Source organism: Streptomyces sp. NPDC087263 (assembly GCF_044744645.1).
Classification (GTDB): domain Bacteria; phylum Actinomycetota; class Actinomycetes; order Streptomycetales; family Streptomycetaceae; genus Streptomyces.
The window spans coordinates 172244-196472 of sequence record NZ_JBIUYT010000014.1; the positions used below are offsets into that span (position 1 = coordinate 172244).

Below are 24229 nucleotides of genomic sequence, written 5' to 3' on the forward strand. Positions count from 1 at the left end.
GGGTGTGTCTCCCGGCCCCGCGGACTTCCGGGAGACGCCCCTCCATATCCCGCACGTCATGTCGCCGTAACCATTGATTCAGACGACCTTGCGACCCTCGACCAATGAACCCCGCCGTGCCAGAGCCGCCGCCTTCCGAGGAGAGCGAGCCCCTGCCGTCGACGGTGAAAGAGCCCGCGCCCGCACTGCGGAACGGGAACATCCGCCTCGCCGCGCTGCCGCCCGCCCTCTCCGACGCGCCGGTAGTGCCCCCGGCGCGGAAGAATGGGTCCATGAACCAGCCCAGCGCTCAGGCCCCGGTCCAGCACGCACAGCCGTCCGTCGGCTCGATAGCCGCGCACCGCCCGCACACCGTGGCGGCGAACGTCTCCGACCTGGAGCCCGACCTCGACGCCGACCTCGACGAGTACGAGGACCTGGTGGAGGACGGCGTCCAGTTGCCGCAGGGCCGGTTCCTGGACCGTGAGCGCAGCTGGCTCGCGTTCAACGAGCGGGTTCTGGAGCTCGCCGAGGACCCGAACACGCCCCTCCTGGAGCGCGCCAACTTCCTGGCGATCTTCGCCAGCAACCTGGACGAGTTCTTCATGGTCCGGGTGGCCGGCCTGAAGCGCCGTATCGCCACCGGTGTGGCCACCAAGTCCGCCTCGGGTCTCCAGCCCCGCGAGGTCCTGGAGATGATCTGGGCCCGCTCGCGCGAGCTGATGGCCCGGCACGCCGCCTGCTACCAGGAGGACGTGGCTCCCGCGCTCGCGGAGGAGGGCGTCCACCTGGTCCGCTGGAGCGAGCTGACGGAGAAGGAACAGGCCCGCCTGTTCACCCTGTTCCGGCATCAGATCTTCCCGGTCCTCACCCCTCTCGCGGTCGACCCCGCGCACCCCTTCCCGTACATCTCGGGCCTGTCCCTGAACCTGGCCGTCGTCGTACGGAACCCGGTCAGCGGCCACCGCCACTTCGCGCGCGTCAAGGTCCCGCCGCTGCTCTCCCGCTTCCTGGAGGCCGCCCCGAACCGCTTCGTCCCCATCGAGGACGTCATCGCGGCCCACCTGGAGGAACTCTTCCCGGGCATGGAGGTGTTGGAGCACCACACCTTCCGCCTCACCCGGAACGAGGACCTGGAGGTCGAGGAGGACGACGCCGAGAACCTGCTCCAGGCCCTGGAGAAGGAGCTCATGCGGCGCCGCTTCGGACCGCCGGTGCGCCTGGAGGTCGAGGAGTCCATCGACCGGTACGTACTGGACCTGCTGGTGCGGGAGTTGAAGATCTCCGAGGCCGAGGTGTACCCGCTGCCGGGTCCCCTCGACCTCACCGGCCTCTTCGGCATCGGTGGCCTTGACCGGCCCGAGTTGAAGTACCCGAAGTTCATCGCCGGCACCCACCGCGACCTCGCCGAGGTCGAGTCGGCGTCCGCGGCGGACATCTTCGCGGCGCTCCGGGAACGGGACGTCCTGCTGCACCACCCGTACGACTCCTTCTCCACCTCGGTCCAGGCCTTCCTGGAGCAGGCGGCGAGCGACCCGGACGTGCTGGCCATCAAGCAGACCCTGTACCGGACCTCGGGCGACTCGCCGATCGTCGACGCGCTGATAGACGCCGCCGAGTCCGGCAAGCAGGTCCTCGTCCTGGTCGAGATCAAGGCCCGCTTCGACGAGCAGGCCAACATCAAGTGGGCCAGGAAGCTCGAAGAGGCCGGCTGCCATGTCGTGTACGGGCTCGTCGGCCTGAAGACCCACTGCAAGCTGTCGCTGGTGGTCCGCCAGGAAGGCGACTCCCTGCGCCGCTACTGCCACGTGGGCACGGGCAACTACCACCCCAAGACCGCCCGCCTGTACGAGGACCTGGGGCTACTCACCGCCGATCCGCAGGTCGGCGCGGACCTCTCCGACCTCTTCAACCGGCTCTCCGGCTACTCGCGCCGCGAGACCTACCGCCGGCTGCTCGTCGCGCCCAAGTCCCTGCGCGACGGCCTGATCGCGCGGATCAACAAGGAAGTCCAGCACCACGAGGCCGGACGCCCCGCGTTCGTCCGTATCAAGGTCAACTCGATGGTGGACGAGGCGATCATCGACGCGCTGTACCGCGCCTCCCAGGCCGGGGTACCCGTCGACATCTGGGTACGCGGCATCTGTGCGGTCCGCCCCGGCGTCACGGGCCTGTCCGAAAACATACGGGTGCGCTCGATCCTCGGCCGCTTCCTGGAACACTCCCGGGTCTTCGCCTTCGGCAACGGCGGCGAACCCGAGATCTGGCTCGGCAGCGCCGACATGATGCACCGCAATCTCGACCGCCGCATCGAGGCCCTGGTGAGGATCACCGACCCGGCCCACCGGGCAGCCCTCAACCGGCTGTTCGAGACCGGAATGTCCGACACCACCGCTTCCTGGCACCTGGGCCCGGACGGCGAATGGACCCGGCACGCGACCGATGCCGAGGGCCAGCCCCTGCGGAACGTCCAGGAGATGCTCATAGACGCCCGGAGGCGCCGGCGTGGCACAGCAACACCTTGACCCCACCGACCCCACGACCCGCGCCGTGCCCGTATCGGGGGACGCCCTCGCGGGCTATCTGCGGGCCCAGGCGACGGAGTTCCTCCGTTCGCTGCGCCAGCACCGGGAGACCGGCGGCGGGGGTGCCCCCACACGAGCGAGTTCGAGCCTGGCGGAGAACGGCTCGGCCGGGTCCGTCGACGCGGCACGCGCCCTGCGCCGCTCGGCCCGCCGGATCAGCGGCTCGCTGCACACCTTCCGGCCGCTGCTCGACCCGGACTGGTCGGAGCGCATGCGCCCCGAACTGGCCTGGCTGTCGGGCACGTTGGCCCGCGAGCACGCCTACTCGGCGCGCCTGGAGCGGCTGATCGGCGCACTGAACCGGCTGTCCGGCACGGGCTTCCCCACGCAGGCCGGACCGGAGCCGAGCACCACGTCCAAGGGCAGTCTGACCATCGGCGCGGCGAAGGCGGGCGCCCTGCTCGACCGCCAGCTGACCCTGGCCCGCACCCGCGCCCACTCGGCCGCCCTCCAGGCGCTGGGCTCCTCCCGCTTCCACGCCGTCGCGGACAGCGTCGCCGTCCTCGCCAGCGAGGTCCCCCTGACCCCGGCGGCCGCCACCGCCGACCTGCGCCCCTCCGCCGCCGCCGCGGAGAGCCGGCTGCTCGACGCCGTCGGGCCGCTGCCGCTGCTCACCGCGGGCCACCCGTACAACGCGGAAGCTCTCGTGCACGGCCTCTCCGCCGACACCGCGCCCCAGCCGCAGGACGCCCCCTGGCACCAGGTCCGCCTGCTGCTGCGCCTGCACCGCTACGCACGCGAGGTCCTGTACGGCGAGGAGTGCCCCGTCGACGTACGCCTGCTCGGCGCCGGCCAGGCCCTGAACCGGCACCGGGACGCGGCGGAGGCCGCCTCGGCCGCGGCGTCCGCGGCCCGCACCCCGCGCATCGCCCCGGCGACGGCGTACGCGCTCGGCGTGCTCCATGCCGACCAGCGGCACGAGGTGGAGGCGGCGCGGTTCGCGTTCCAGCAGAGCTGGCAGAAGGAAGCGGTACCCACCCCGTAGGGGGAACCCTCATGAAGGGACTGGAGGTCCGATGACCGACGACGACACCGTCCGGGCGGCCGGCTGCGTCCTGTGGCGCCCTTCTCCTGACGCCGGCGAGCTGGAGATCTGCCTGGTCCACCGGCCGAAGTACGACGACTGGTCGCATCCCAAGGGCAAGCTCAAGCACGCCGAGGAACCCCTCGCGGCCGCCCTGCGCGAGGTCGAGGAGGAGACCGGGTTCCGCTGCGTGCCCGGCGCCCGCCTCCCCTCCACCCGCTACTCCGTGGACGGACACCCCAAGCAGGTCAGCTACTGGGCCGCCGAGGCGACGGACGGCGGCTTCACCCCCAACAGCGAGGTCGACCGCATCGCCTGGCTTGCCCCGGACGCGGCCCGCACCCGCCTCACCCAGCCCCGCGACCGCGACCTGCTGGACGCGCTGCTGAGCGCGCTGCACCTTGCCTGACGCCGAAAACGCCCCCACAGATCCGGCTGATTCCCGTCCGGCGTCGCAACAGGTGCGCACCTGATCGGTTACGTAGAGTTTCCTTTCGGGCCCCATAACCCGGGATCTCTCTGTGTCCTCGACGTAAGCGTTCCGTGACCTCACCGCACCGTCCGCAGGGGTTCACCCTCCGTTCACTTTTGGCCTTCGGCGCCTTCACCTGATCTGCCTAATTTCGGCCTTACAAGGTGCGAAGGGCATTCAGGAGCCTTCTCCGCATCACACAGACTTCGCACGCCGCCACCAGACGGCGGCTCCCGGAAGGAACTCCCGAAAAGTGAAGCTTCAGCGCATGAACCGGCAGGCCATCACCCTCGGTGCTCTCGCCGTCTCCGGCGCCCTGGCCCTCACGGCGTGCGGCTCGGACGACACCGGCACCAGCACCGGCGCAAGCGCGTCGTCGGGCTCGACCAGCTCGATCAAGTGTGACGACGCCAAGGGCCAGCTCCTGGCCGACGGCTCCTCCGCGCAGAAGAACGCGATCGACGCCTGGGTCAAGGAGTTCAGCACCGCCTGTGGCGTGCAGATCAACTACAAGGGCGGCGGCTCGGGCGCCGGCGTCACCGCGTTCACGCAGGGCACGGTCGCCTTCGCCGGCTCCGACTCCGCGCTGAAGCCCGAAGAGGTCACGGCCTCCAAGGCGGTCTGCACCGGCGGCCAGGCCATCGACCTCCCGATGGTCGGCGGCCCGATCGCGGTCGGTTACAACGTCCCGGGTGTCGACAAGCTGGTCCTGGACGCGGCCACCATCGCGAAGATCTTCGACAGCAAGATCACCAACTGGAACGACGCCGCGATCAAGGCGCTGAACCCCGACGCCACGCTGCCCGACCTCAAGATCCAGGCGTTCCACCGCTCGGACGAGTCCGGCACCACGGACAACTTCACCAAGTACCTGATCGCCGCGACGCCCGGCAACTGGAAGTACGACGGCGGCAAGGCCTGGCAGGCCAAGGGCGGCCAGTCCGCGAGCGGCTCCAGCGGTGTCGCCGCGCAGGTCAAGCAGACCTCCGGCGCCATCAGCTACATGGAGCTCTCGTACGCCAAGGACGGCATCAACGCCGCCTCCCTGGACACGGGTGCCGCCGCTCCCGTCGAGGCCACCGTCGACAACGCCACCAAGGCGATCGCCGACGCCAAGATCGTCGGCACGGGCTCGGACCTCGCGCTTCAGCTGAACTACACGACCAAGGCCGAGGGCGCGTACCCGATCACCCTGGTCACCTACGAGATCGTCTGCGACAAGGGCAACAAGGCCGACACGCTGCCCGCCACGAAGGCGTTCCTGACGTACATCGCCGGTGAGGACGGCCAGGCGCTCCTCCCCGCCGCCGGCTACGCGCCGATCCCGGCCGACATCATCTCCAAGGTCCGCACCACCATCGCGGGCCTGAGCTAGATCCCGACGGTGCGGTCCGGCCCCGCCACGGGGCCGGACCGCACCGCGTCCGGTGCACCGCCGCCAGGAGCCTCACATCTCGTGCGACTCCGCAGACCGGAGAATCCTGATGGGTATATCGACCAAGAACACCGAAGCTCCTCCCCCGATCCCCGAGCCGTCCGAGACCGAGCAGAAGCGCGCGAGTCGCGGCGCCACCCGACCCGGTGACCGAGTCTTCCTCGGTCTCTCCCGCGGCTCGGGCATTTTCCTGTTGGTGATCATGGCCGCCATCGCGGTCTTCCTCACCTATCGCGCCTCCCTCGCGATCAGCAAGGACGAGGGCAACTTCCTCACCACGTTCGAGTGGAACCCCACCGCCATCCCGCCGGACTTCGGCATCGCCGTCCTGGCCTTCGGCACGGTGGTCTCCTCGATCGTCGCCATGGTCATCGCGGTCCCGATCGCGGTCGCCATCGCGCTGTTCCTCACGCACTACGCCCCGCGCAGGCTCAGCGGCCCCATCTCGTACGTCATCGACCTGCTCGCCGCCGTGCCGTCCATCGTGTACGGCCTGTGGGGCGCCCTCATCCTCGTCCCGCACATGAACGGCCTCTTCGGCTGGCTCAACGACTACCTCGGCTGGACCGGCATCTTCGAGTGGCAGGGCGGCGCCCCGCGCTCGATGCTCACCGTCGGCATCCTGCTCGCGATCATGATCCTGCCGGTCGTCACGAACGTGAGCCGCGAGGTCTTCCGGCAGTCCCCGCAGATGATCGAAGAAGCGGCACTCGCCCTCGGCGCCACCCGCTGGGAGGTCATCCGCATGTCGGTGCTGCCCTTCGGCCGCTCCGGCGTGATCTCCGCCTCGATGCTGGGCCTGGGCCGTGCGCTCGGCGAGACGATGGCCGTCGCCACGGTCCTCTCGCCGACCTTCACCATCCAGGCCAGCCTGCTCGACCCGGGCGGCGGCACCTTCGCCCAGAACATCGCCAGCAAGTTCGGCGAGGCGACGGAACAGGGCCGTGACGCGCTCATCGCCTCCGGTCTGGTCCTCTTCGTCATCACCCTGCTGGTCAACGGCGCGGCCCGCGCGATCATCGCCCGCCGCAAGGAGTACTCGGGGGCCAACGCATGAGCCAGACCCTGAATGTGAAGCGCCCCAGCACCCTTCAGGGCGCACGGCTGCCCAAGTGGAGCCCGTGGGCGATCGCCGCGGGGTCGGTCGCCCTGGGTATCGGTATCAGCGCCGCGGCCGGACTGGACAGCAGTATCCAGTGGGGCCTGATGGCCGCGATCCTCTTCGTCCTCGGGACGTACGGCATCGCCGCGCGCGTCGAGGGCCGGCGGCAGGCCAAGGACCGGGTGGCGACCAGCCTGGTCTGGGTCGCGTTCCTCCTCGCCGTGGTGCCGCTGGTCTCCCTGGTCTGGACGACCCTCTCGCGCGGTGTGAAGGTCCTCGACGTCTACTTCCTGACCCACTCGATGGGAGTCGTCGCCGACACCGAGCCGGGCGGCGGCATCTACGCCGCGATCCTCGGCAGCCTGGAGCAGGTCGGCCTGGCCGCGCTGATGGCCGTGCCGATCGGTGTCCTGACCGCGATCTACCTCGTGGAGTACGGGCGCGGCAACCTCTCCCGGGCCATCACGTTCTTCGTCGACGTCATGACCGGCATCCCGTCGATCGTCGCCGGTCTGTTCATCCTGAGCCTGATGGTGCAGTTCAAGATGCAGCCCTTCGGCTTCGCCGGCTCGCTCGCCCTGGCGATCCTGATGATGCCGATCGTCGTCCGCTCCACCGAGGAGATGCTCAAGCTCGTACCGAACGAGCTGCGTGAGGCCTCCCTCGCGCTGGGTATCCCGAAGTGGCGCACCATCCTGAAGGTGGTTCTGCCCACTTCACTCGGCGGCATCACCACCGGCATCATGTTGTCGATCGCCCGTATCGCGGGCGAGACCGCACCGGTGCTGCTGCTGGTGTTCGGCAACCCCTTCATCAACTCGAACCCGTTCGAGGGGGCGCAGTCCTCGTTGCCGCTGTACATCTACCAGCAGTACGCGAACAGCGCGGGCTCGGGCGCGGCCTACGACCGTGCCTGGGCGGCGTCGCTCACCCTGATCGCCTTCATCATGATCCTCAACCTGGCGGCTCGCGGCATCGCCCGCTGGAAGGCGCCGAAGACAGGTCGCTGACGCGGCCACATCAGCGACTGACGTCTCCCCCTCGAAAGAAGAGTTGAGTGAAATGGCCAAGCGAATCGACGTAAGCGGACTCACCGCTTACTACAGCGCCCACAAGGCGATCGAAGACATCTCCATGACGGTCGAGCCGCGCTCCGTGACGGCCTTCATCGGCCCCTCCGGCTGCGGCAAGTCGACCTTCCTGCGCACCCTCAACCGCATGCACGAGGTCACCGCCGGGGGGCGCGTCGAGGGCAAGGTGCTCCTTGACGACGAGGACCTGTACGGGCACGGCGTCGACCCCGTCGCCGTGCGCCGCACGATCGGCATGGTCTTCCAGCGCCCCAACCCCTTCCCCACCATGTCGATCTTCGACAACGTGGCGGCGGGCCTGAGGCTCAACGGCTCCTACAAGAAGTCCGAGCTCAGCGACATCGTGGAGAAGTCCCTCAAGGGCGCGAACCTCTGGAACGAGGTCAAGGACCGCCTGAACAAGCCCGGCTCGGGCCTGTCCGGCGGTCAGCAGCAGCGTCTGTGCATCGCACGGGCGATCGCGGTGGAGCCGCAGGTGCTCCTCATGGACGAGCCGTGCTCGGCCCTGGACCCGATCTCCACCCTCGCGATCGAGGACCTGATCGGCGAGCTGAAGGAGCGCTTCACGATCGTCATCGTGACGCACAACATGCAGCAGGCCGCCCGCGTCTCCGACCGCACCGCCTTCTTCAACCTGTCGGCGGTCGGCCAGCCCGGCCGGCTCATCGAGATAGACGACACGGAGCGCATCTTCTCCAACCCGTCGGTCCAGGCCACCGAGGACTACATCTCGGGCCGTTTCGGCTGAGCCGACGCCTCCCCTACCCCTCGCGGTGCTGCATGGCGGTGCCACCGCGAGGACGAGAAGGGCCCGCCCCTGGCTTCCAGGGGCGGGCCCGCTCACTTTCTCACCGTGTTCCTACCGCGGGGGATGCCCCGCCGCGTCCGTGCGGGCCAGGCTGCGGGCTCTTCGCGCCGGGCCGCGCCAGCCGCAGGAGCAGCGGGCGAAGCAGAAACGGCCCTGTTCGACCGTCGTCGTGTGGTGTTCCTGGGCCTGTGCGGTCTCTTCCTGCGGTGCCACATTGACAACGTTACCCATCGCGATCAAACGGCACGCAGACGCGTGACAAGCACCCCCACACGTCGTTAAGCGGAACGACGGGGAGTCCGACAGCCCCGGGACGGACCGGCTGGGGGTCAGCAGGCGATGGTTGCGCATGTGGTGGCGCATGTGATGGCGCGAGTGGCGGAGGACGGGCGGTCCGGCCGGTTGGCGGCCGCGGCCGCGGCGACCGGACTCCTGGTCGGTGTCTGTGTCACCGGATGCACCGGCGGCGCCGGAGTCACCGAGGACGCCCGCACCGGTGCCGACCCCGTCGAGGTGGTCCACCGGGCCGCCGCCACCCTGCGGCGGGCGGGCAGCGCGCAGACCCGTACGTCCATGGAGATGGCCACCGGCGGAACGCGGGTCACCATCCGGGGCGAGGGCGTGTACGACTTCGAGCAGCAGCGGGGCCGGCTGAAGGTGCTGCTGCCGCAGGATCCCGCGGGTACCGACGAACACCGGCCCATCACCGAACTCCTCGCCCCGGGCGCCCTGTTCATGAAGAACCGCGGCGCCGGCGTGCCCGCCGACAAGTGGGTCCGCGTCGACACGGCCGGCCTCTCCGACGGGAACCTGGTGACCGGCGGCGCCACCGATCCGTACGCGGCGGCCGAGTTGCTGCGCGGGGCGCGGACGGCGGCGTACGTCGGGAGGACCGAGATCGCCGGGACCCCGGTGCGGCACTACCGCGGTACGGCCGACCTCAATGCCGCCGCCATGAGCGCGTCGGAGGGCAACCGGGACGCACTGAAGGCCGCGGCAAAAGGGTTCGCCACCGCGCAGGTGCCGTTCGACGCCTACCTCGACGACCAGGGACGCCTGCGCAAGGTCCGCCACCGCTTCAGCTTCGTCAACGGCTCACAGAAGGGCACCGTCGCCGTCGCCTCGACGACCTTGCTGTACGACTTCGGGGTCGCCGCCGACGTACAGCTCCCGGAGCCCGCGGACATCTTCGCCGGGAAGATTGCGGAGTAGGCGGCTGCGTCCTGGGCAGGGGCGGGCGTAGCAGGAGTTGAGGGCCGGAAATGGCCCTTCCGTGCCATGCGCGGTGTGTAGGCCGCTACCTACTCTAGGAAGTCGGTGACGGCAGGAAGAGGTGATGTACGTGGCTCCGGTCGGCGGTACTGCAGTTCAGGACCACGTGGCCCTCGCCGAGATCGAGCTGTGCGGAGACCTGATCATCGCGGCCTCGGCCGCTCACGAGGACCGGCTCAGTCTTGAGAGCATCGACGAGGTACTGAAAGTGGCCGAAGCGCGCGCCCATGAGCGTGAGCACCCACAGGCTCGGGCCATGAACCTGTAGCCCGTTCCGGCCAGTCGGACGTGGCCCGGTCCCCGCCACACGGTTCCCTTCCCCACCACCCCGCGTACGGGGATGTACGTCACGTACGCAGCAGTCGCCCGATCGCCTTCGTCGCTTCCTCGACCTTCGCGTCGATCTCGTCGCCGCCCTTGACGGCCGCGTCCGCGACGCAGTGGCGCAGGTGTTCCTCCAGGAGCTGGAGGGCGAAGGACTGGAGGGCCTTCGTGGAGGCGGAGACCTGGGTGAGTATGTCGATGCAGTAGACGTCCTCGTCGACCATCCGCTGCAGACCGCGGATCTGGCCCTCGATCCGGCGCAGGCGCTTGAGGTGCTCGTCCTTCTGATGGTGGTAGCCGTGGATACCCCGGTCGTGGTCGGTCACGAGCTGCTGCGGGGGTTCGCCGGAGAGCGTCGCCCGGGGTTCGCCGGAGGGCGCCGTCGCGCCGGCCTCGGTGGTCGTCATCGCGTCCTCCTGATGATCCTGTCGGCGGTCCCGGAGGGCCCGTGGGACACCTCGGGGGATATTCCGGAGGTCCCTGTCGAGATCCCGTCCGGTTCGCCGCATACATATACCCCTAGTAGGTATATGGTATCGAACTTTGCTGGGTATAGGGCCCTTGCCCGATCCCGGGACCGGACCCTGTGCTGATCACTGTGCCCGATGGGCGACACTGGGAGACGGCCCATTAGCCGTGGCCGGATGATGCGCCTAGCATCACCCTGACCGAAACCGAAGCATCCCGAGGACCCCACGTGCGCTTTCGTCTGACCCCCAGGGAGACGAGCTTCTACGACATGTTCTCCGCATCCGCGGACAACATCGTCACGGGCTCGAAACTCCTCATGGAACTGCTCGGGGCCGACGCCTCCGGCCGGACCGAGATCGCAGAGCGTATGCGGGCCGCGGAACACGCCGGTGACGACGCCACGCACGCGATCTTCCACCAGTTGAACTCCTCGTTCATCACGCCGTTCGACCGTGAGGACATCTACAACCTGGCCTCGTCCCTCGACGACATCATGGACTTCATGGAGGAGGCCGTCGACCTGGTCGTGCTGTATCAGGTCGAGGAGCTCCCCAAGGGTGTGGAGCAGCAGATCGAGGTGCTGGCCAGGGCGGCCGAGCTGACGGCGGAGGCCATGCCGAACCTCCGCACCATGGACAACCTCACCGAGTACTGGATCGAGGTCAACCGCCTGGAGAACCAGGCCGACCAGATCCACCGCAAGCTGCTCGCCCAGCTCTTCAACGGCAAGTACGAGGCCATGGACGTGCTCAAGCTCAAGCAGATCGTGGACGTGCTGGAGGAAGCGGCCGACGCGTTCGAGCACGTGGCGAACACGGTGGAGACCATCGCCGTCAAGGAGTCCTGACCTCTTCATGGACACCTTCGCCCTGATCGTGACCATTGGCGTCGCGCTCGGATTCACGTACACGAACGGCTTCCACGACTCGGCGAACGCGATCGCGACCTCCGTGTCGACGCGGGCACTCACGCCGCGGGCGGCGCTCGCGATGGCCGCGGTGATGAACCTCGCGGGAGCGTTCCTCGGCAGCGGTGTCGCCAAGACGGTCAGCGAGGGCCTGATCCAGACCCCCGAGGGCTCGAAGGGCATGGGGATCCTCTTCGCCGCCCTCATCGGCGCGATCACCTGGAACCTGGTCACCTGGTACTTCGGGCTGCCGTCCTCCTCCTCTCACGCCCTGTTCGGCGGCATGGTGGGCGCGGCGCTCGCCGGCGGAACGACGGTCTACTGGCACGGCGTGCTGGAGAAGGTCGTGATCCCGATGTTCGTCTCCCCGGTCGTCGGCCTGATCGTCGGCTACCTGGTGATGACCGCGATCATGTGGCTGTTCCGCCGCTCCAACCCCCACAAGACCAAGCGTGGATTCCGCATCGCACAGACCGTCTCCGCCGCCGGCATGGCCCTGGGCCACGGCCTCCAGGACGCCCAGAAGACCATGGGCATCGTGGTGATGGCCCTGGTCATCGCCGACGTCCAGGACGCGGGGGATCCGATCCCGGTCTGGGTGAAGATCGTCTGTGCCGTGATGCTGTCCCTCGGCACGTACGCCGGCGGCTGGCGCATCATGCGCACGCTGGGCCGCAAAATCATCGAACTCGACCCTCCCCAGGGCTTCGCCGCGGAGACAACCGGCGCGTCGATCATGTTCGCCTCGGCCTACCTCTTCAAGGCCCCCATCTCCACGACCCACGTCATCACCTCCGCCATCATGGGCGTCGGCGCCACCAAGCGCCTCAAGGCCGTCCGCTGGGGAATCGCCAAGAACATCATCCTGGGCTGGTTCATCACCATGCCGGCAGCGGCCCTGGTAGCGGCCGTGAGCTTCTGGGTTGTGAACCTGGCGTTCCTGTAGGGGCGTTCCCGTTCCTGTAGGGCATTCTTTCGCCCCCTCCGCCCCTACCCGTCCCTTGTTCCCGGGGCTCCGCCCCAGACCCCGCTCCTCAAACGCCGGAGGGGCTGAAAATCTCACCCGAGCCGGAGATTCTCAGCCCATGGGGACGGCACTCTTCAACCCCGGCCGGGCAGGATCTTCCAGCCCGTCCGCCGTTCGAAGACCAGGCACCACCATCCCCATCCCCCACCCACCCATGAGGACGGCACTCTCCAGCCCCGGCCGGGGAGGGCCTTCCAGCCCGTCCGGCGTTTGAGGACGAGGCCGTTCAGGCCGACAGCGGGGGCCTGGGGGCGGCAGCCCCCAGATACGGGACGGGACGGGAAGGGGCGGAGGGGGCGAAAAAACCCACCCCCAGCCCCACCCAACCCGCAGACGCCCCGCAATTGGAACCCCCAACCCTGGGGACTCGTCTCCTCCCACGGAACCAACGGAGAGGCGCACATGCAACGGCGTACGTTCATAGGCGGGGCTGCCGCCACACTCGCGGCGGCAGCCACAACGGCGTGCAAGGGCAACGGCATGGGCAGCGACAGCACCGGCACCGGCACTCCCAGCGCCCCCCTCCGCACAACCGCAACCACCAGCACCAGCACCAGCACCAAGTCCGCCGCAAACTGGACCGCCCTCGCCACCGACCTGGACGGCACCCTGCTCCGCCCGGGCGACGCCACGTGGCCAGCAGCCCACCAGCTCTACAACACCCGCTTCGACACCCTGAAGCCCACCGCGGTCGCGTACGTCGCCACCGCGGACGACATCCGCACCACCATGGCCTACGCCCGCACCCACGCCATCAAGATCTCGATCCGCAACGGCGGCCACTCCTACGGAGGCTGGTCCTCCGGAAACGACCGCCTGGTCATCGACGTATCGAAGCTGAACCAGATCCGCGCGAGCGCCAACGAGGCGGTGGTGGGCGCCGGTTCCAAACTGATCGACGTCTACCGCGCCCTCGCCGCGAAGGGCGTCACGATCCCCGCCGGCTCCTGCCCCACCGTCGGCATCTCCGGCCTGACCCTGGGCGGCGGCCACGGCGTGGTCTCCCGCGCGTACGGCCTGACCTGCGACAGCCTCACGCAGGCAACACTGATCATGGCCGACGGCAAGCAGCTCACCACGAACGCCACCGACCACAAGGACCTCTTCTGGGCCCTGCGCGGCGCCGGGAACGGCAACTTCGGCATCGTCACCGAGCTCCAGTACAAGACCCACCCCGCGCCCCAGGCCGTATCCGCCTACATGTCCTGGCCCTGGTCCAAGGCCGCCGCCGTGGTCAAGGCCTGGCAGGAGTGGGGCCCGGCCCAGCCGGACGAGATCTGGTCCTCGTGCCACCTCGCGAACGTGCCCGGCGGCACCCCCACGATCTCCATCGCGGCGTTCTCCCTCGGCACGTACGGCGAGCTCCAGAACGCCGTGGACCGCCTGGCCGACACGATCGGTGCCTCCGCGACCAGCGTCTCGCTGAAGCGCCGGTCCTACGAGGAATCGATGGAGGTGTACGCGGGCTGCTCGTCCTTCTCCACCGACGCCCAGTGTCACCTGCCGGGCTCGACCCCGGGCCGCTCCTCGCAGGGCGCGCTGGGCCGCGAGACGTACGCGGCACGCTCGGACTTCTTCGACCGTTCCCTGTCCTCGGCCGGTGTCCAGACCCTGTTGAACCAGCTCTCGACGGTCCGGGGCGGCGCGGGCAGCATCGCCCTGACGGCACTCGGCGGCGCGATCAACCGGGTCTCCCCCACCTCCACGGCCTTCGTCCACCGCGGCTCGCGGATGCTCGCCCAGTACATCGTCTCCTGGACGGCCGGCACGTCCGGCACCACCGCCCAGTCCTGGCTGTCCACCGCCCACAAGGCCATGTCCCCGTACGCCTCGGGCGCCGCCTACCAGAACTACGCGGACCCCACCCTCACCAACTGGCGCAAGGCGTACTACGGCGACGCGGCCCCGCGCCTGACCACCCTGAAAAGGCTGTACGACCCGAGCCGCGTCTTCACGTTCCCGCAGGCGATTTGAGCAGAGGGCGCACACGAGGAGCTACACGGTGAGGTGAGCCACGCGGGAATCTGTGCAGGAAGCCACGCGACGAGCTACGCAGCCAGATCCCGGTCCTCGGGCCGCTCCTCCTGAGCCCCCGCGATGACCGCTTCTTCCCCCGTCAGGGCCGCTCCCCGCGCCCGGATCAGCCCTCCGACCAGCGCCGACCCCTCCACGGCCTTGGTCAACGGCGTCAGCAGCAGCATGGCGAGCGGGGACAGCAGCAGGACGACCGCCGTGCCGAGGGCGAAGCCGCCGATCACGTCGGTCGGGTAGTGCACGCCCATGTAGACCCGGCAGAACCCCTCGACCAGCGCGAGCCCTATGCCGACCAGCCCGAACTTCCGGTGGGCGACGAAGAGTCCGACCGCCACCGCCATGGTGAGGGTCGCGTGGTCGCTGACGAAGGAGTAGTCGGTCTTGCCGGACACCAGCACGTCCAGGTCCCGGTGGTCGACGAAGGGTCTGGGACGCGCCACGAAACCCCGTATCGGCACGTTCACCAGCACCGCGATCGCGGCGGCCAGCGGCGCCCAGATCACCGCGGCCACGGTCGGTGCGGCATCCTCGCCGCCCCGCCGACGCACGGCCCACCAGCACCCGACCACCAGCAGGGCCATCGCGATCAACAGCCCGTACTCACCCACGAACTCGACCCCGCGGTCGAACCACCGCGGCGCGTCCTTGGCCAGGCCATTGATGTCGTAGAGCAGGTTGACGTCGGGGTTGGAACCGGATTCGGCGAGTCCAGCCATGGCACTGTGGCCCCTTCGTCGTCTTTCCCGCGCGCGCAGCCTTTCGTGCGGCGCTCTGTCCCACCCCCGTGGTCGTAGATCCGCTCTACGAGAAAAGGAACGCACACTCCCCTGATATACGTTCCACCCTCCACCGAATGATCACTCAGACGTTATCGAAGAGAGACACATCGCCGCAGCTCAGAGGGCAGGTTCAGACCGTCGTGGGCAATGCTTTCGCGCCATCTTCGGTCACCCGGGTGGCTCCGAAGTAGTCGGGGGTGTCGACGGGGTCGAAGCGGATGACGGCACCCGTCCTGGGCGCGTCGATCATGTATCCGCCGCCCACGTAGATGCCCACGTGCCGGATGGCCCGGGAGTCGGTGAGGTCGTCCGAGAAGAACACCAGGTCCCCTGGCATCAGCTCGTCCCGCGAGGGGTGCGGCCCCGCGTTGTACTGGTCGTTGGCGACCCGCGGAAGCGTGACCCCGACACTCTCGTACGCGGCCTTCGTCAACCCTGAGCAGTCGAAGCGTCCGCCCTGGTCAGCGGTACCGTTCCCGCCCCACAGGTAGGGCGTGCCGAGCTTCTCCTGGGCGTACGAGATGGCCACCGCGGCCTGCTTGGAGGGGTCGACCCGGGTCACCGGCGCGGCGAAACTCGCCTGCAACGTGGTGATCGTCTTCACGTAGTTCTGGGTCTCCTTGTACGGCGGCACTCCCCCGTACTTGATGACCGCGTACGCCCCCGCGTTGTAGGCCGCGAGCATGTTGTGCGTGGGGTCCCCCGGCGCGTCCTTCACGTACGAGGCGAGCTCGCAGTCGTACGAAGCGGCAGACGGAATCGCGTCATTCGGATCCCATACGTCGCGGTCGCCGTCCCCGTCGCCGTCGATTCCGTGGGTCGACCAGGTTCCCGGGATGAATTGCGCTATCCCCTGCGCCGCCGCCGGGCTCTGGGCGGTCGGGTTGAACCCGCTCTCCTGGTACAGCTGCGCGGCCAGCAGCGCCGGGTTGATGGCGCTGCACAGATTGCCCCACTTCTGTACGAGCGTCTGGTACGCGGCGGGCACGGCGCCCTTGGCGAGCGTGACCGCTCCTCCGCCGACCCCGCCCGCGAGGTTCCCCGCGACCAGGTAGACGCCGACGACGAGCACCATCACGAAGCTGATCCCGCCCCCGACGGCGGCGATCGCCACGACCCATGCCTTACGCACCGTCAACCGCCCCTCACCGCCCGGGAGTCCGCCGAGGTCAGTGTAGAGGCGGGCACTGTGCGAAGTGATGATCACGCGCAAAGAGAAGCCGCGCCTGCCGGAGCCGGGGGCGGGACGACAGCTCGACCGCGGCGGTCGCATTTCGCCATCAGTCGATTCTTACCTTTCGACTATCAACTTCTAACGGTAGTGATCTCTCACTTAATGAAAGACCCATTGTGGCAATTCGTGACGCCGTGTGATCATCAAGGCGTCGGGATGGCGCTCTCGGGATGCGCCTTCGCAAAGCAGATCCCCCACCCCCCAACCCACGCCGCCGAGTCACCGGCATTTCATACACCCCGACTTGGCATGCCCAACAGCACGTCCTGCCCCCCACTGGCACACGATCTGTGTGGAGAACCATGCAAGGAAAACTGCGGGCCCCCCTCACCCTGCCCCCGCTGAGCTACCCGTTCCCGTCAGAGATCAGCCCGTACGCCAACGAGATCGACGCGCAGGCCATCGGCTGGGCCGGCCAGATGAACATCCTCGACTCCGCGATGACCGCCGAGTACGCAGGACTGCGCGTCGGGCGCTTAGCAGGGCGGACCAGCCCGCGCAGCGAGCCGGTCGGTCTCCAACTGCTCGCGGACTGGCAGTTGTGGCTCTTCGCCTTCGACGACGCCTTCTGCGACGAGTCCGCCACGGGCGAGGATCCCGAACTGCTCGCCCGGACCGTCGTGGACTACCTGCGCATCCTCGAGGACCCCGGCCAAGAGCCCGACGCCGCCGACCCGTTCATGGGAGCACTGGCCGATCTCAGGGACCGCATCCTCGTCCACTCGGCGCCCATGCAGTGGATGCGCTTCGTGCATTCGGTCACCGGCTACTTCCTCGCCCAGTGCTGGGAGGCCGCGAACCGAAGCCGGCAGACCGCTCCGACACTGGTGGAGTACGTCCACATGCGCCGCCACAGCGGCGCCGTCCCCACCTGCATGGCTCTCATCGACGTGGCGGGAGGGTTCGTACTGCCGCAGGAGGACTTCGCGAACCCGCACGTGATGTCGCTGGCCCAGCAGGCCACGAACATCGCCTGCTGGGCCAACGACATCCTCTCCTACCCCAAGGAAGTGGCCCGCAGCCGGAGCGTGCACAGCCTGCCTCCCATCCTCTCCGCGCAGTACGGCATCGACATGCCCGAGGCGCTGCACCGCGCGGGGCAGATGCACGACCACGCGGTGCGCCAGTACCTCGAACAGGAGGCCACCGCCCGGGCCCAGGCCAGCCCGCAACTGCACCGCTATCTCGACGACCTGAGGTTCTGGATGACGGGCAACCTCGACTGGTCCCTGGAGACGCGCCGTTACAACGTCGCCGACTACAACGCCGCCGACGTTCTCGACGAAGTGAGGCCGGCATGACTGCCACCACGGTCGTACCCACCGCCCCGGGGCGGCTCCCCCTGATCGGGCATGCCGTACCCCTACAGCGAAACCCCCTCCAGTTCCTCGCTCGGCTGGGAGAAATCGGCCCCGTCGTCAAACTCCACCTCGGGCCGCTGCCCGTATATGTGGTCACCCGGCCGGAAATCCTGCACGAAATCCTCGTCACCAAGGCCGACAGTTTCGAAAAGGGCCAACTGTTCGACAAGGCCCGGCATTTCCTCGGAGACGGCATCATGACGTCCGGCGGTGAATTCCACCGTCGCCAACGCCGCCTCCTCCAGCCCGCGTTCCACCGGCAGAAGATCAACCACTACTTCACGGCGATGGACGAAAAGGCCCAGGAACTCGCGGAGAGCTGGAAACCCGGACAGCCGGTCGAGCTCATGAGGTGTCTCGACGAGCTCGCGCTGGCCATCGTCACCGCCACTCTGTTCACCACCGACCTCGGCCGGCAGGCGGTCGACGAGATCCAGAAGAGCCTGCCGATCGTGGTGGACGGCGTCACCTGGCGGACTCTCTTCCCGGTCGACGGACTGCATCGGCTTCCCACTCCGGCAAACCGGCGCTTCAACAACGCTCACGAGCGGATCCGTGAGGTCATCGACCAGGTGATCGCCGCGTACCGCACCGACGGAACCGACCACGACGACCTGCTGTCCCTCGTCCTCGCCGCCCGCGACGCCGAAACGGGACAGGGCATGACCGACCTTCAGGTACGCGACGAGCTGGTCACGCTGATGCTCGCCGGTGCCGAGACCGTCGGCAGCTCGATCGGCTCGGTCCTGTACGAACTCGGTCGCCACCCGGACGTACAGGCCCGCGTACACGCCGAACTGGACCAAGTACTCCAGGGTCGCCCGATCACCGCCGAGGATCTCCCGAAACTGGAGTACACCGGCCGCGTGCTGACCGAATCGCTGCGCCTGCACGCCCCGACATGGCTGCTGATGCGACGCACCACGACCGACGTCACGCTGGCCAACACTCGGCTGCCCGCCGGAAGCGAGGTCCTGTTCAGCATCTCGACCCTGCATCGCGATCCCGCCGTCTACGACGAGCCGCTCACCTTCGATCCGGACCGCTGGCTGCGGATCTCGGTCAAGGACCTTCCCCGCGGCGCCTATCTCCCGTTCGGCGAGGGCAACCGCCAGTGCATCGGCAACACGTTCGCATGGATGGAGATGACCGTCGTCCTCGCCGCGATCCTGTCCCGCTGGAACCTGACGCCGGCACCAGGACCGGCCCCCAAACACCTGTACCGCGTGATCTCACGCCTGGACCACGTGACCATGACCCTCACCCCGCGTACGGGGCCGACAGAGGACTGAGGTGAGCGGAGCGGGGGCGGAGACCGGCACGCACATAACCATCGCCCCTCTCCGCCCTCCGCGCTTTCCGGGAGTACGAGAACGGTCAGTGGGTCCGCCGGAGCCGATAACCGATGGACGTCACCGGCCCGACAGTCCTAACCTCGCCCGGTCCAGGCGTTGCTGCTTCCGATGAGGTGCTTTTGATGACGGTCCAGGCAAGCGCGGCCAACTCCCACCGGCCGCCAACCCCAGCCATCACCAGTGCAGCAACCACCTTGGACCGAGGGAACCCCAGAAGTGGATCTTCCACGTAGCTTCACCATCCGCGAGAGCGGCCATCGCATCCACAACCCCTTCACCAGCGAGAAGCTGGCCACCCTGGGCGAGGCGCTCAGCCCGCCGCCGGGGACCCGCATGCTCGATCTCGCCTGCGGCACGGGCGAGATGCTGTGTACCTGGGCGCGCGACCACCAGTTGACCGGCATCGGCGTGGACATCAGCACCGTGTTCATCGCAGGCGCCCGCGCCCGAGCCGTCGAACTGGGCGTCGCCGACCGGGTCGGCTTCACCCACGCAGACGCGTCGGGCCACGTGGCCGACGAGCCGGTCGGCATCGCCGCGTGCCTCGGCGCCACCTGGATCGGCGGCGGCGCGGCCGGCACGGTCGAACTCCTCCGGCGCAGCCTCGCGCCCGGCGGCATGATCCTGATCGGCGAACCGTACTGGCGCCTCGACCCCCCGGACCGGACCACCGTCGAGGCCTGCCACGCCTCCGCCAAGGAGGACTTCCTCCCGCTGCCGGAGCTGCTCGAGCAGTTCGGCGAACTCGGCTGCGACGTGGTCGAGATGGTCCTCGCCGACCAGGACAGCTGGGACCGCTATGCGGCCGCCCAGTGGCTCAACATCCGCCGCTGGCTCGACGAGAACCCCGGCGACGACCTGGCTCCCGAAATGCGCGCGGAACTCACCAGCGCCCCCGCCCGCCACGCCCGCTACCAACGCGAGTACCTGGGCTGGGGCGTCTTCGCCCTGATGAACCGCTGACGCACCCTCACCGAGCCCCGGCGCCCCGGCGCCGGGGCTCACCGCCTGGAGCCGGGCTCACGTCTGGACGAGTGCGTCCGCGACGCGGCACCGCCACGACCAAGGTGGTCACCGTCGACGTCCGCGCGGCCGACACCGCCTGGGCGGTCAAGGGGACGAAGGTGACGGTCGCCCTGCCGGGTGGGAAGACGGTCGCGGGGACGGTCTCCAGGGTGGGTACGGACGCCACCGCGGCTCAGCCCTCCGGCGAGGGCGGCCAAGGCGACGATGCGGCCACCGGCACGGACACCGCCACCGTGCCCGTCACCGTCACCGTCGCCCGCCAGACGGCGCTCGGCAGCCTGGAAGCGACGCCGGTCGACGTCCGCCACACCGTCGAGACCCGCAAGGACGTCCTGACCGTTCCGGTCGCGGCGCTGCTCGCGCTGGCCGAGGGTGGCTACGGGCTGGAGACGGTGGACGGCACCCACACCGCCATCGTCGCGGTACGCACCGGCCTCTTCGCCGACGGCTGGGTCGAGGTGAGCGGATCCGGCATCAGCGCGGGTCAGCGCGTGGGAATACCCGGATGAGCCCGGCAAGCCCGATGACCCCGATGACCCCGATGAGCGGGACGAGAGTGGTCGAGCTGAAGGACGTGTCCAAGTCCTATCCCGGCGGGGTCGTCGCACTCCGGGATGTCGACCTCGCCATCGACTACGGCGAAATGCTGGGCATCGTCGGCCCGTCCGGTTCCGGCAAGTCCACCCTGCTGCACATCGTCGGCACCCTCGACCGGCCCTCCGCCGGCACGGTCCGCATCGCCGGGCACGACATCGCCGTGCTTTCGGACCGAAAGGTGTCGGCACTGCGAGCCCGGCGCATCGGTTTCGTCTTCCAGCAGTTCCATCTCGCCGCCGGAGTGCCCGTACTGGACAACGTGGCCGACGGCCTGCTCTATGCGGGCGTACCGCAGCGCGAGCGCAGACGGGAGGCGGCCGAGGCGCTGGAACGCGTACGGCTCGACCACCGGCTCGACCACCTGCCGCACCAGCTCTCCGGCGGGGAGCGGCAGCGCGTGGCGATCGCCCGCGCGGTCGTCGGGTCGCCGGCGCTGCTGCTCGCCGACGAGCCGACCGGCAACCTCGACTCGTCGGCCGGCGAGGCGGTGATGCGGGTACTGCGAGACCTGCACGCGGCCGGGACGACGGTCGTCGTCATCACTCATGACCGGGAGATCGCGGCGGAACTACCGCGTCAGGTACACGTCCGTGATGGCAGGGCAATGGGCGGCGAATCATGAGTGCAGGCACGGAAGGGCGGACAGAAACGGGTGCGGACCCACGTACGGAACTCGTCCCCGCGCGGCTGGGCGCCACCGATGTGGCCCGCGTCGGCGCGGCGGGACTGCGCGCCCGCCCGCTGCGGGCGGTACTGTCCGCGCTCGGGATCGCCATCGGCATCGCCGCCATGCTGGCCGTCGTCGGTATCTCGACCTCCAGCCGGGCCGACCTGAACCGCACGCTGGACCGGCTCGGCACCAATCTCCTCACCGTCGAACCGGGCAGCACCATGTTCGGTGACGCCGCCCGGCTCCCCGAGGAATCGGTCACGATGGTCGGCCGTATCGGCCCCGTGCACTCGGTCGCCGCCATCGGCCGGGTCACGGCGCACGTCTACCGCAACGACCACATTCCCACCGGGCAGACCGGGAGCATCGCCGTGGTGGCGGTCCAGGCCGGGCTGCCGACGGCGGTCGGCAGCCACATGCGCACAGGGGTATGGCTCAACGAGGCGACCTCGCGCTATCCGGGTGTGGTGCTCGGGGCGGCGGCCGCGCGACGGCTGGACATCCGTGAGCCCGGGACGCGGGTGTGGCTGGGGAACCAGTGGTTCGGCGTCACCGGGATCCTCGAACCGGTCCCGCTGGCGGACGAGTTGGACAGTTCCGCGATGGTCGGCTGGCCCGCCGCCGAACAGTTCCTCTCCTTCGACGGCCACCCCACCGAGCTGTACGTACGATCCGCCGAACCCTCCGTCGAAGCCGTACGCACCGTGCTGGCGGCCACGGTCAACCCCGAGGCGCCGTCCGAGGTCCAGGTCTCCAGGCCGTCGGACGCGCTCGCCGCCCAGCGCGCCGCCGACTCCACACTGGGCGCGCTACTGCTCGGGCTCGGCGCGGTGGCGCTGCTCGTCGGCGGCATCGGGGTGGCCAACACCATGGTGATCTCCGTGCTGGAACGGCGCTCCGAGATAGGTCTGCGCCGCGCGCTCGGCGCCAATCGTGGCCAGATCCGGCTCCAGTTCCTCGCCGAGTCCCTCCTGCTGTCCGCGCTCGGCGGCGCCGGAGGCCTGCTCCTGGGCATCGGTGTGACCACGGCCTACGCGACCACGCAGGACTGGCCCACGGTCGTCCCCCTGTGGGCCATGGCCGGCGGCGCCGGAGCAACCCTGCTGATCGGCGCGGTCGCGGGCCTCTACCCAGCCGTACGGGCGTCACGGCTGTCCCCCACCGAGGCGCTCGCCTAGGACAGGTCCTGGCCCCCGCACTCCGCCCACAGCAGCTTCCCGCCCTTCGAGGCCCCCAGCTCCCGCAGCACGGACACGCCCCACGCGTCCGCGCAGGCCCGTACGAGGTGCAGGCCGCGGCCGTGTTCGGCGTCCTCCGGGGGTACGAGTACGGGGGCGCCCTTCTCCGCGAAGCCCGGCGGGACGGTCGGATCGGTGTCCCAGACCGCGATACGGAGCCGGTCGGGCTCGGCGGCGAACAGCCGCAGGGCGTACGGGCCCCGGGTGTGCAGGTGGGCGTTGGTGAGCAGCTCGGAGGCCAACAGTTCGGCGGTGGGGGTGAGTTCGGATAGGTCGTGTGCGGCGAGGACGGTACGGAGGGTGGCTCGGGCGATGCCCGGGGCACGGGGATCGTGCGGGAGTTGAAGGGTGTAGGCCCAGGACGGGGATACGGTTGCCATCGGAAGTCTCCGATCACGGAGGGGAGTTGGGTGGTGTCGTTACGTTGCCCAGTGACCGCGGTCGCTCCGTCGAGCGGGGTGCTTCTGGGCGAGGCGCCTTGAGAAGAAGGTAGCGCGAAGCTGTAAGTTATTAGACCTAGATGCACGAAGTGCTTCAGTGTTCATGCGTGTGGGTGACACGGCAGTGCCAAGGGAGTCGAAAGTTGGCCATGAGAACCACCCCCACCGGGCGTCAACTGCGGCTGGGGGCCGAACTGCGCAAGCTGCGTGAGCGAGCGGGTCTGACGTCGACGGAAGCCGCACAGCTGCTCGGCATCAAGCAGAACCAGGTCAGCAACATGGAGGCCGGCCGCCACGGCGTGAGCCCCGACCGTCTGCGCACCATCGCCTGTCACTACGACTGCTCCGACAAGCCCCTCGTCGAGGCGCTCACCGCCCTGGCACCCGATCGCAGGCGGGGCTGGTGGGAGGAGTACCGCGAGATCCTGCCGACCGGCATGCTGGACCTCGCCGAGCTCGAACATCACGCCACACGGCTGCGAACCGCCGTGACCGTACACATTCCCGGCCTCTTCCAGACCACGGAATACGCTCGCGAGATCTTCCGACAGGCCGTGCCGGAGCTACCGCCCCCGGACGTCGAACACCGGGTGTCCTTCCGGGTCAAACGGCAGGCCATCCTCTTCCGGGATCCACCGACCCCGCAGCAGGTCATCGTCCACGAGGCCGCCCTGCGCATGAAGTTCGGCGGTCCCCGCGTGACCCGCGACCAGCTCAAGTACCTGCTGGACCTGAATGAGCGGGAGCACATCGCGATTCACGTCATCCCGTTCGACGCCAGCATCTTCCCCGGCTCGGGCCAGTCGATCTACTACGCCGAGGGTCCCGTACCGCAACTCGACACCGTGAACCTCGACCAGTCCCACGGCCCGGTGTTCCTCGACGCCGACGCGCAGCTGAACAAGTACCGCGTACTGCTCGATCGCATGGAGGCCGCGGCCCTCAGCCCCGAGGAGTCGCAAGACTTCATCCACAACATCACCAAGGACCTGTGAAGG

24 protein-coding genes are annotated in these 24229 nt (G+C 69.0%); 19 read left to right on the forward strand and 5 right to left on the reverse strand.

The window, feature by feature from the left end:
* The first annotated feature begins 272 nt into the window (after positions 1–272).
* The 7 genes from ACIPC1_RS36310 to pstB all read left to right on the forward strand — a co-directional run bounded on the left by ACIPC1_RS36310 (position 273) and on the right by pstB (position 8436).
* Positions 273–2504, forward strand: coding sequence for an RNA degradosome polyphosphate kinase (locus ACIPC1_RS36310; RefSeq protein ID WP_384380926.1), 2232 nt, complete (start codon positions 273–275; stop codon positions 2502–2504).
* A complete protein-coding gene (locus ACIPC1_RS36315; protein ID WP_402525087.1) occupies positions 2485–3549 on the forward strand; it encodes a CHAD domain-containing protein in 1065 nt (354 codons plus the stop codon). The genes ACIPC1_RS36310 and ACIPC1_RS36315 overlap by 20 nt, the downstream gene beginning before the upstream one ends.
* Before the next feature lie 31 nt (positions 3550–3580).
* On the forward strand, positions 3581–3997 hold the full coding sequence (locus ACIPC1_RS36320; RefSeq protein ID WP_402525089.1) for an NUDIX hydrolase: 417 nt from the start codon (positions 3581–3583) through the stop codon (positions 3995–3997).
* A 316-nt stretch (positions 3998–4313) separates the two neighbouring features.
* Positions 4314–5435: a phosphate ABC transporter substrate-binding protein PstS gene (gene pstS / locus ACIPC1_RS36325; protein ID WP_402525091.1), complete on the forward strand. Its 1122-nt coding sequence runs from the start codon at positions 4314–4316 to the stop codon at positions 5433–5435.
* A 109-nt stretch (positions 5436–5544) separates the two neighbouring features.
* The gene (pstC, locus tag ACIPC1_RS36330) at positions 5545–6552 is read left to right on the forward strand and encodes a phosphate ABC transporter permease subunit PstC (RefSeq protein WP_402525093.1); all 1008 of its coding nucleotides are present in this window, start codon (positions 5545–5547) and stop codon (positions 6550–6552) included.
* Entirely contained in the window at positions 6549–7607 is a 1059-nt protein-coding gene (gene pstA, locus ACIPC1_RS36335; RefSeq protein WP_384380941.1) for a phosphate ABC transporter permease PstA, read from the forward strand. The genes pstC and pstA overlap by 4 nt, the downstream gene beginning before the upstream one ends.
* A 52-nt stretch (positions 7608–7659) precedes the next feature.
* The gene (gene pstB / locus ACIPC1_RS36340; RefSeq protein WP_402525097.1) at positions 7660–8436 is read left to right on the forward strand and encodes a phosphate ABC transporter ATP-binding protein PstB; all 777 of its coding nucleotides are present in this window, start codon (positions 7660–7662) and stop codon (positions 8434–8436) included.
* A gap of 111 nt (positions 8437–8547) precedes the next feature.
* On the opposite strand, the gene ACIPC1_RS36345 is transcribed toward pstB, so the two are convergent.
* Positions 8548–8727, reverse strand: coding sequence for a hypothetical protein (locus ACIPC1_RS36345; RefSeq protein WP_402525100.1), 180 nt, complete (start codon positions 8725–8727; stop codon positions 8548–8550).
* A 135-nt stretch (positions 8728–8862) separates the two neighbouring features.
* Here ACIPC1_RS36345 and ACIPC1_RS36350 point away from each other — a divergent pair, with 135 nt between their 5' ends.
* Together ACIPC1_RS36350 and ACIPC1_RS36355 are read left to right on the forward strand one after the other, a co-directional pair.
* Positions 8863–9708: a hypothetical protein gene (locus ACIPC1_RS36350; protein ID WP_402525102.1), complete on the forward strand. Its 846-nt coding sequence runs from the start codon at positions 8863–8865 to the stop codon at positions 9706–9708.
* Positions 9709–9832: 124 nt separating this feature from the next.
* On the forward strand, positions 9833–10036 hold the full coding sequence (locus ACIPC1_RS36355; RefSeq protein WP_402525104.1) for a hypothetical protein: 204 nt from the start codon (positions 9833–9835) through the stop codon (positions 10034–10036).
* A 79-nt stretch (positions 10037–10115) separates the two neighbouring features.
* Here ACIPC1_RS36355 and ACIPC1_RS36360 read toward each other — a convergent pair whose 3' ends face one another.
* Positions 10116–10499, reverse strand: coding sequence for a metal-sensitive transcriptional regulator (locus ACIPC1_RS36360; RefSeq protein ID WP_402525106.1), 384 nt, complete (start codon positions 10497–10499; stop codon positions 10116–10118).
* Positions 10500–10789: 290 nt separating this feature from the next.
* Here ACIPC1_RS36360 and ACIPC1_RS36365 point away from each other — a divergent pair, with 290 nt between their 5' ends.
* From ACIPC1_RS36365 to ACIPC1_RS36375, 3 genes are all read left to right on the forward strand, one after another.
* Positions 10790–11410 carry a DUF47 domain-containing protein gene (locus ACIPC1_RS36365; protein ID WP_384380959.1) on the forward strand — a complete coding sequence of 207 codons (621 nt, stop codon included), beginning with the start codon at positions 10790–10792 and terminating at the stop codon, positions 11408–11410.
* Between the two features lie 7 nt (positions 11411–11417).
* A complete protein-coding gene (locus ACIPC1_RS36370) occupies positions 11418–12416 on the forward strand; it encodes an anion permease (protein ID WP_402525108.1) in 999 nt (332 codons plus the stop codon).
* A gap of 483 nt (positions 12417–12899) precedes the next feature.
* Positions 12900–14471: an FAD-binding oxidoreductase gene (locus ACIPC1_RS36375; protein ID WP_402525111.1), complete on the forward strand. Its 1572-nt coding sequence runs from the start codon at positions 12900–12902 to the stop codon at positions 14469–14471.
* Positions 14472–14545: 74 nt separating this feature from the next.
* On the opposite strand, the gene ACIPC1_RS36380 is transcribed toward ACIPC1_RS36375, so the two are convergent.
* Positions 14546–15247, reverse strand: a complete 702-nt coding sequence (locus tag ACIPC1_RS36380; protein WP_402525113.1) for a phosphatase PAP2 family protein — start codon at positions 15245–15247, stop codon at positions 14546–14548.
* 193 nt (positions 15248–15440) lie between these two features.
* Complete coding sequence (locus tag ACIPC1_RS36385) at positions 15441–16448, reverse strand: NlpC/P60 family protein (protein WP_402525190.1); 1008 nt, start codon at positions 16446–16448, stop codon at positions 15441–15443.
* 398 nt (positions 16449–16846) lie between these two features.
* Between ACIPC1_RS36385 and ACIPC1_RS36390 the strand changes: the two genes are divergently transcribed.
* The 6 genes from ACIPC1_RS36390 (at position 16847) to ACIPC1_RS36415 (ending at position 22731) form a co-directional block, all read left to right on the forward strand.
* Positions 16847–17845, forward strand: coding sequence for a hypothetical protein (locus ACIPC1_RS36390; protein ID WP_402525116.1), 999 nt, complete (start codon positions 16847–16849; stop codon positions 17843–17845).
* On the forward strand, positions 17842–19197 hold the full coding sequence (locus ACIPC1_RS36395) for a cytochrome P450 (protein WP_402525119.1): 1356 nt from the start codon (positions 17842–17844) through the stop codon (positions 19195–19197). The genes ACIPC1_RS36390 and ACIPC1_RS36395 overlap by 4 nt, the downstream gene beginning before the upstream one ends.
* Positions 19198–19476: 279 nt before the next feature.
* Positions 19477–20223: an SAM-dependent methyltransferase gene (locus ACIPC1_RS36400; protein WP_402525122.1), complete on the forward strand. Its 747-nt coding sequence runs from the start codon at positions 19477–19479 to the stop codon at positions 20221–20223.
* A gap of 71 nt (positions 20224–20294) precedes the next feature.
* Positions 20295–20795, forward strand: a complete 501-nt coding sequence (locus ACIPC1_RS36405) for a hypothetical protein (protein ID WP_402525125.1) — start codon at positions 20295–20297, stop codon at positions 20793–20795.
* 32 nt (positions 20796–20827) lie between these two features.
* Positions 20828–21505 (forward strand): ABC transporter ATP-binding protein, encoded by a 678-nt coding sequence (locus ACIPC1_RS36410; protein ID WP_402525128.1) that lies wholly within the window; start codon positions 20828–20830, stop codon positions 21503–21505.
* A complete protein-coding gene (locus ACIPC1_RS36415; RefSeq protein WP_402525130.1) occupies positions 21502–22731 on the forward strand; it encodes an ABC transporter permease in 1230 nt (409 codons plus the stop codon). Before ACIPC1_RS36410 ends, ACIPC1_RS36415 begins: the two co-directional genes overlap by 4 nt.
* On the opposite strand, the gene ACIPC1_RS36420 is transcribed toward ACIPC1_RS36415, so the two are convergent.
* Positions 22728–23171 (reverse strand): ATP-binding protein, encoded by a 444-nt coding sequence (locus ACIPC1_RS36420; RefSeq protein WP_402525133.1) that lies wholly within the window; start codon positions 23169–23171, stop codon positions 22728–22730. The genes ACIPC1_RS36415 and ACIPC1_RS36420 overlap by 4 nt on opposite strands.
* Positions 23172–23380: 209 nt before the next feature.
* Here ACIPC1_RS36420 and ACIPC1_RS36425 point away from each other — a divergent pair, with 209 nt between their 5' ends.
* A complete protein-coding gene (locus ACIPC1_RS36425) occupies positions 23381–24226 on the forward strand; it encodes a helix-turn-helix domain-containing protein (protein ID WP_402525136.1) in 846 nt (281 codons plus the stop codon).
* The last annotated feature ends 3 nt before the right edge of the window (positions 24227–24229 follow it).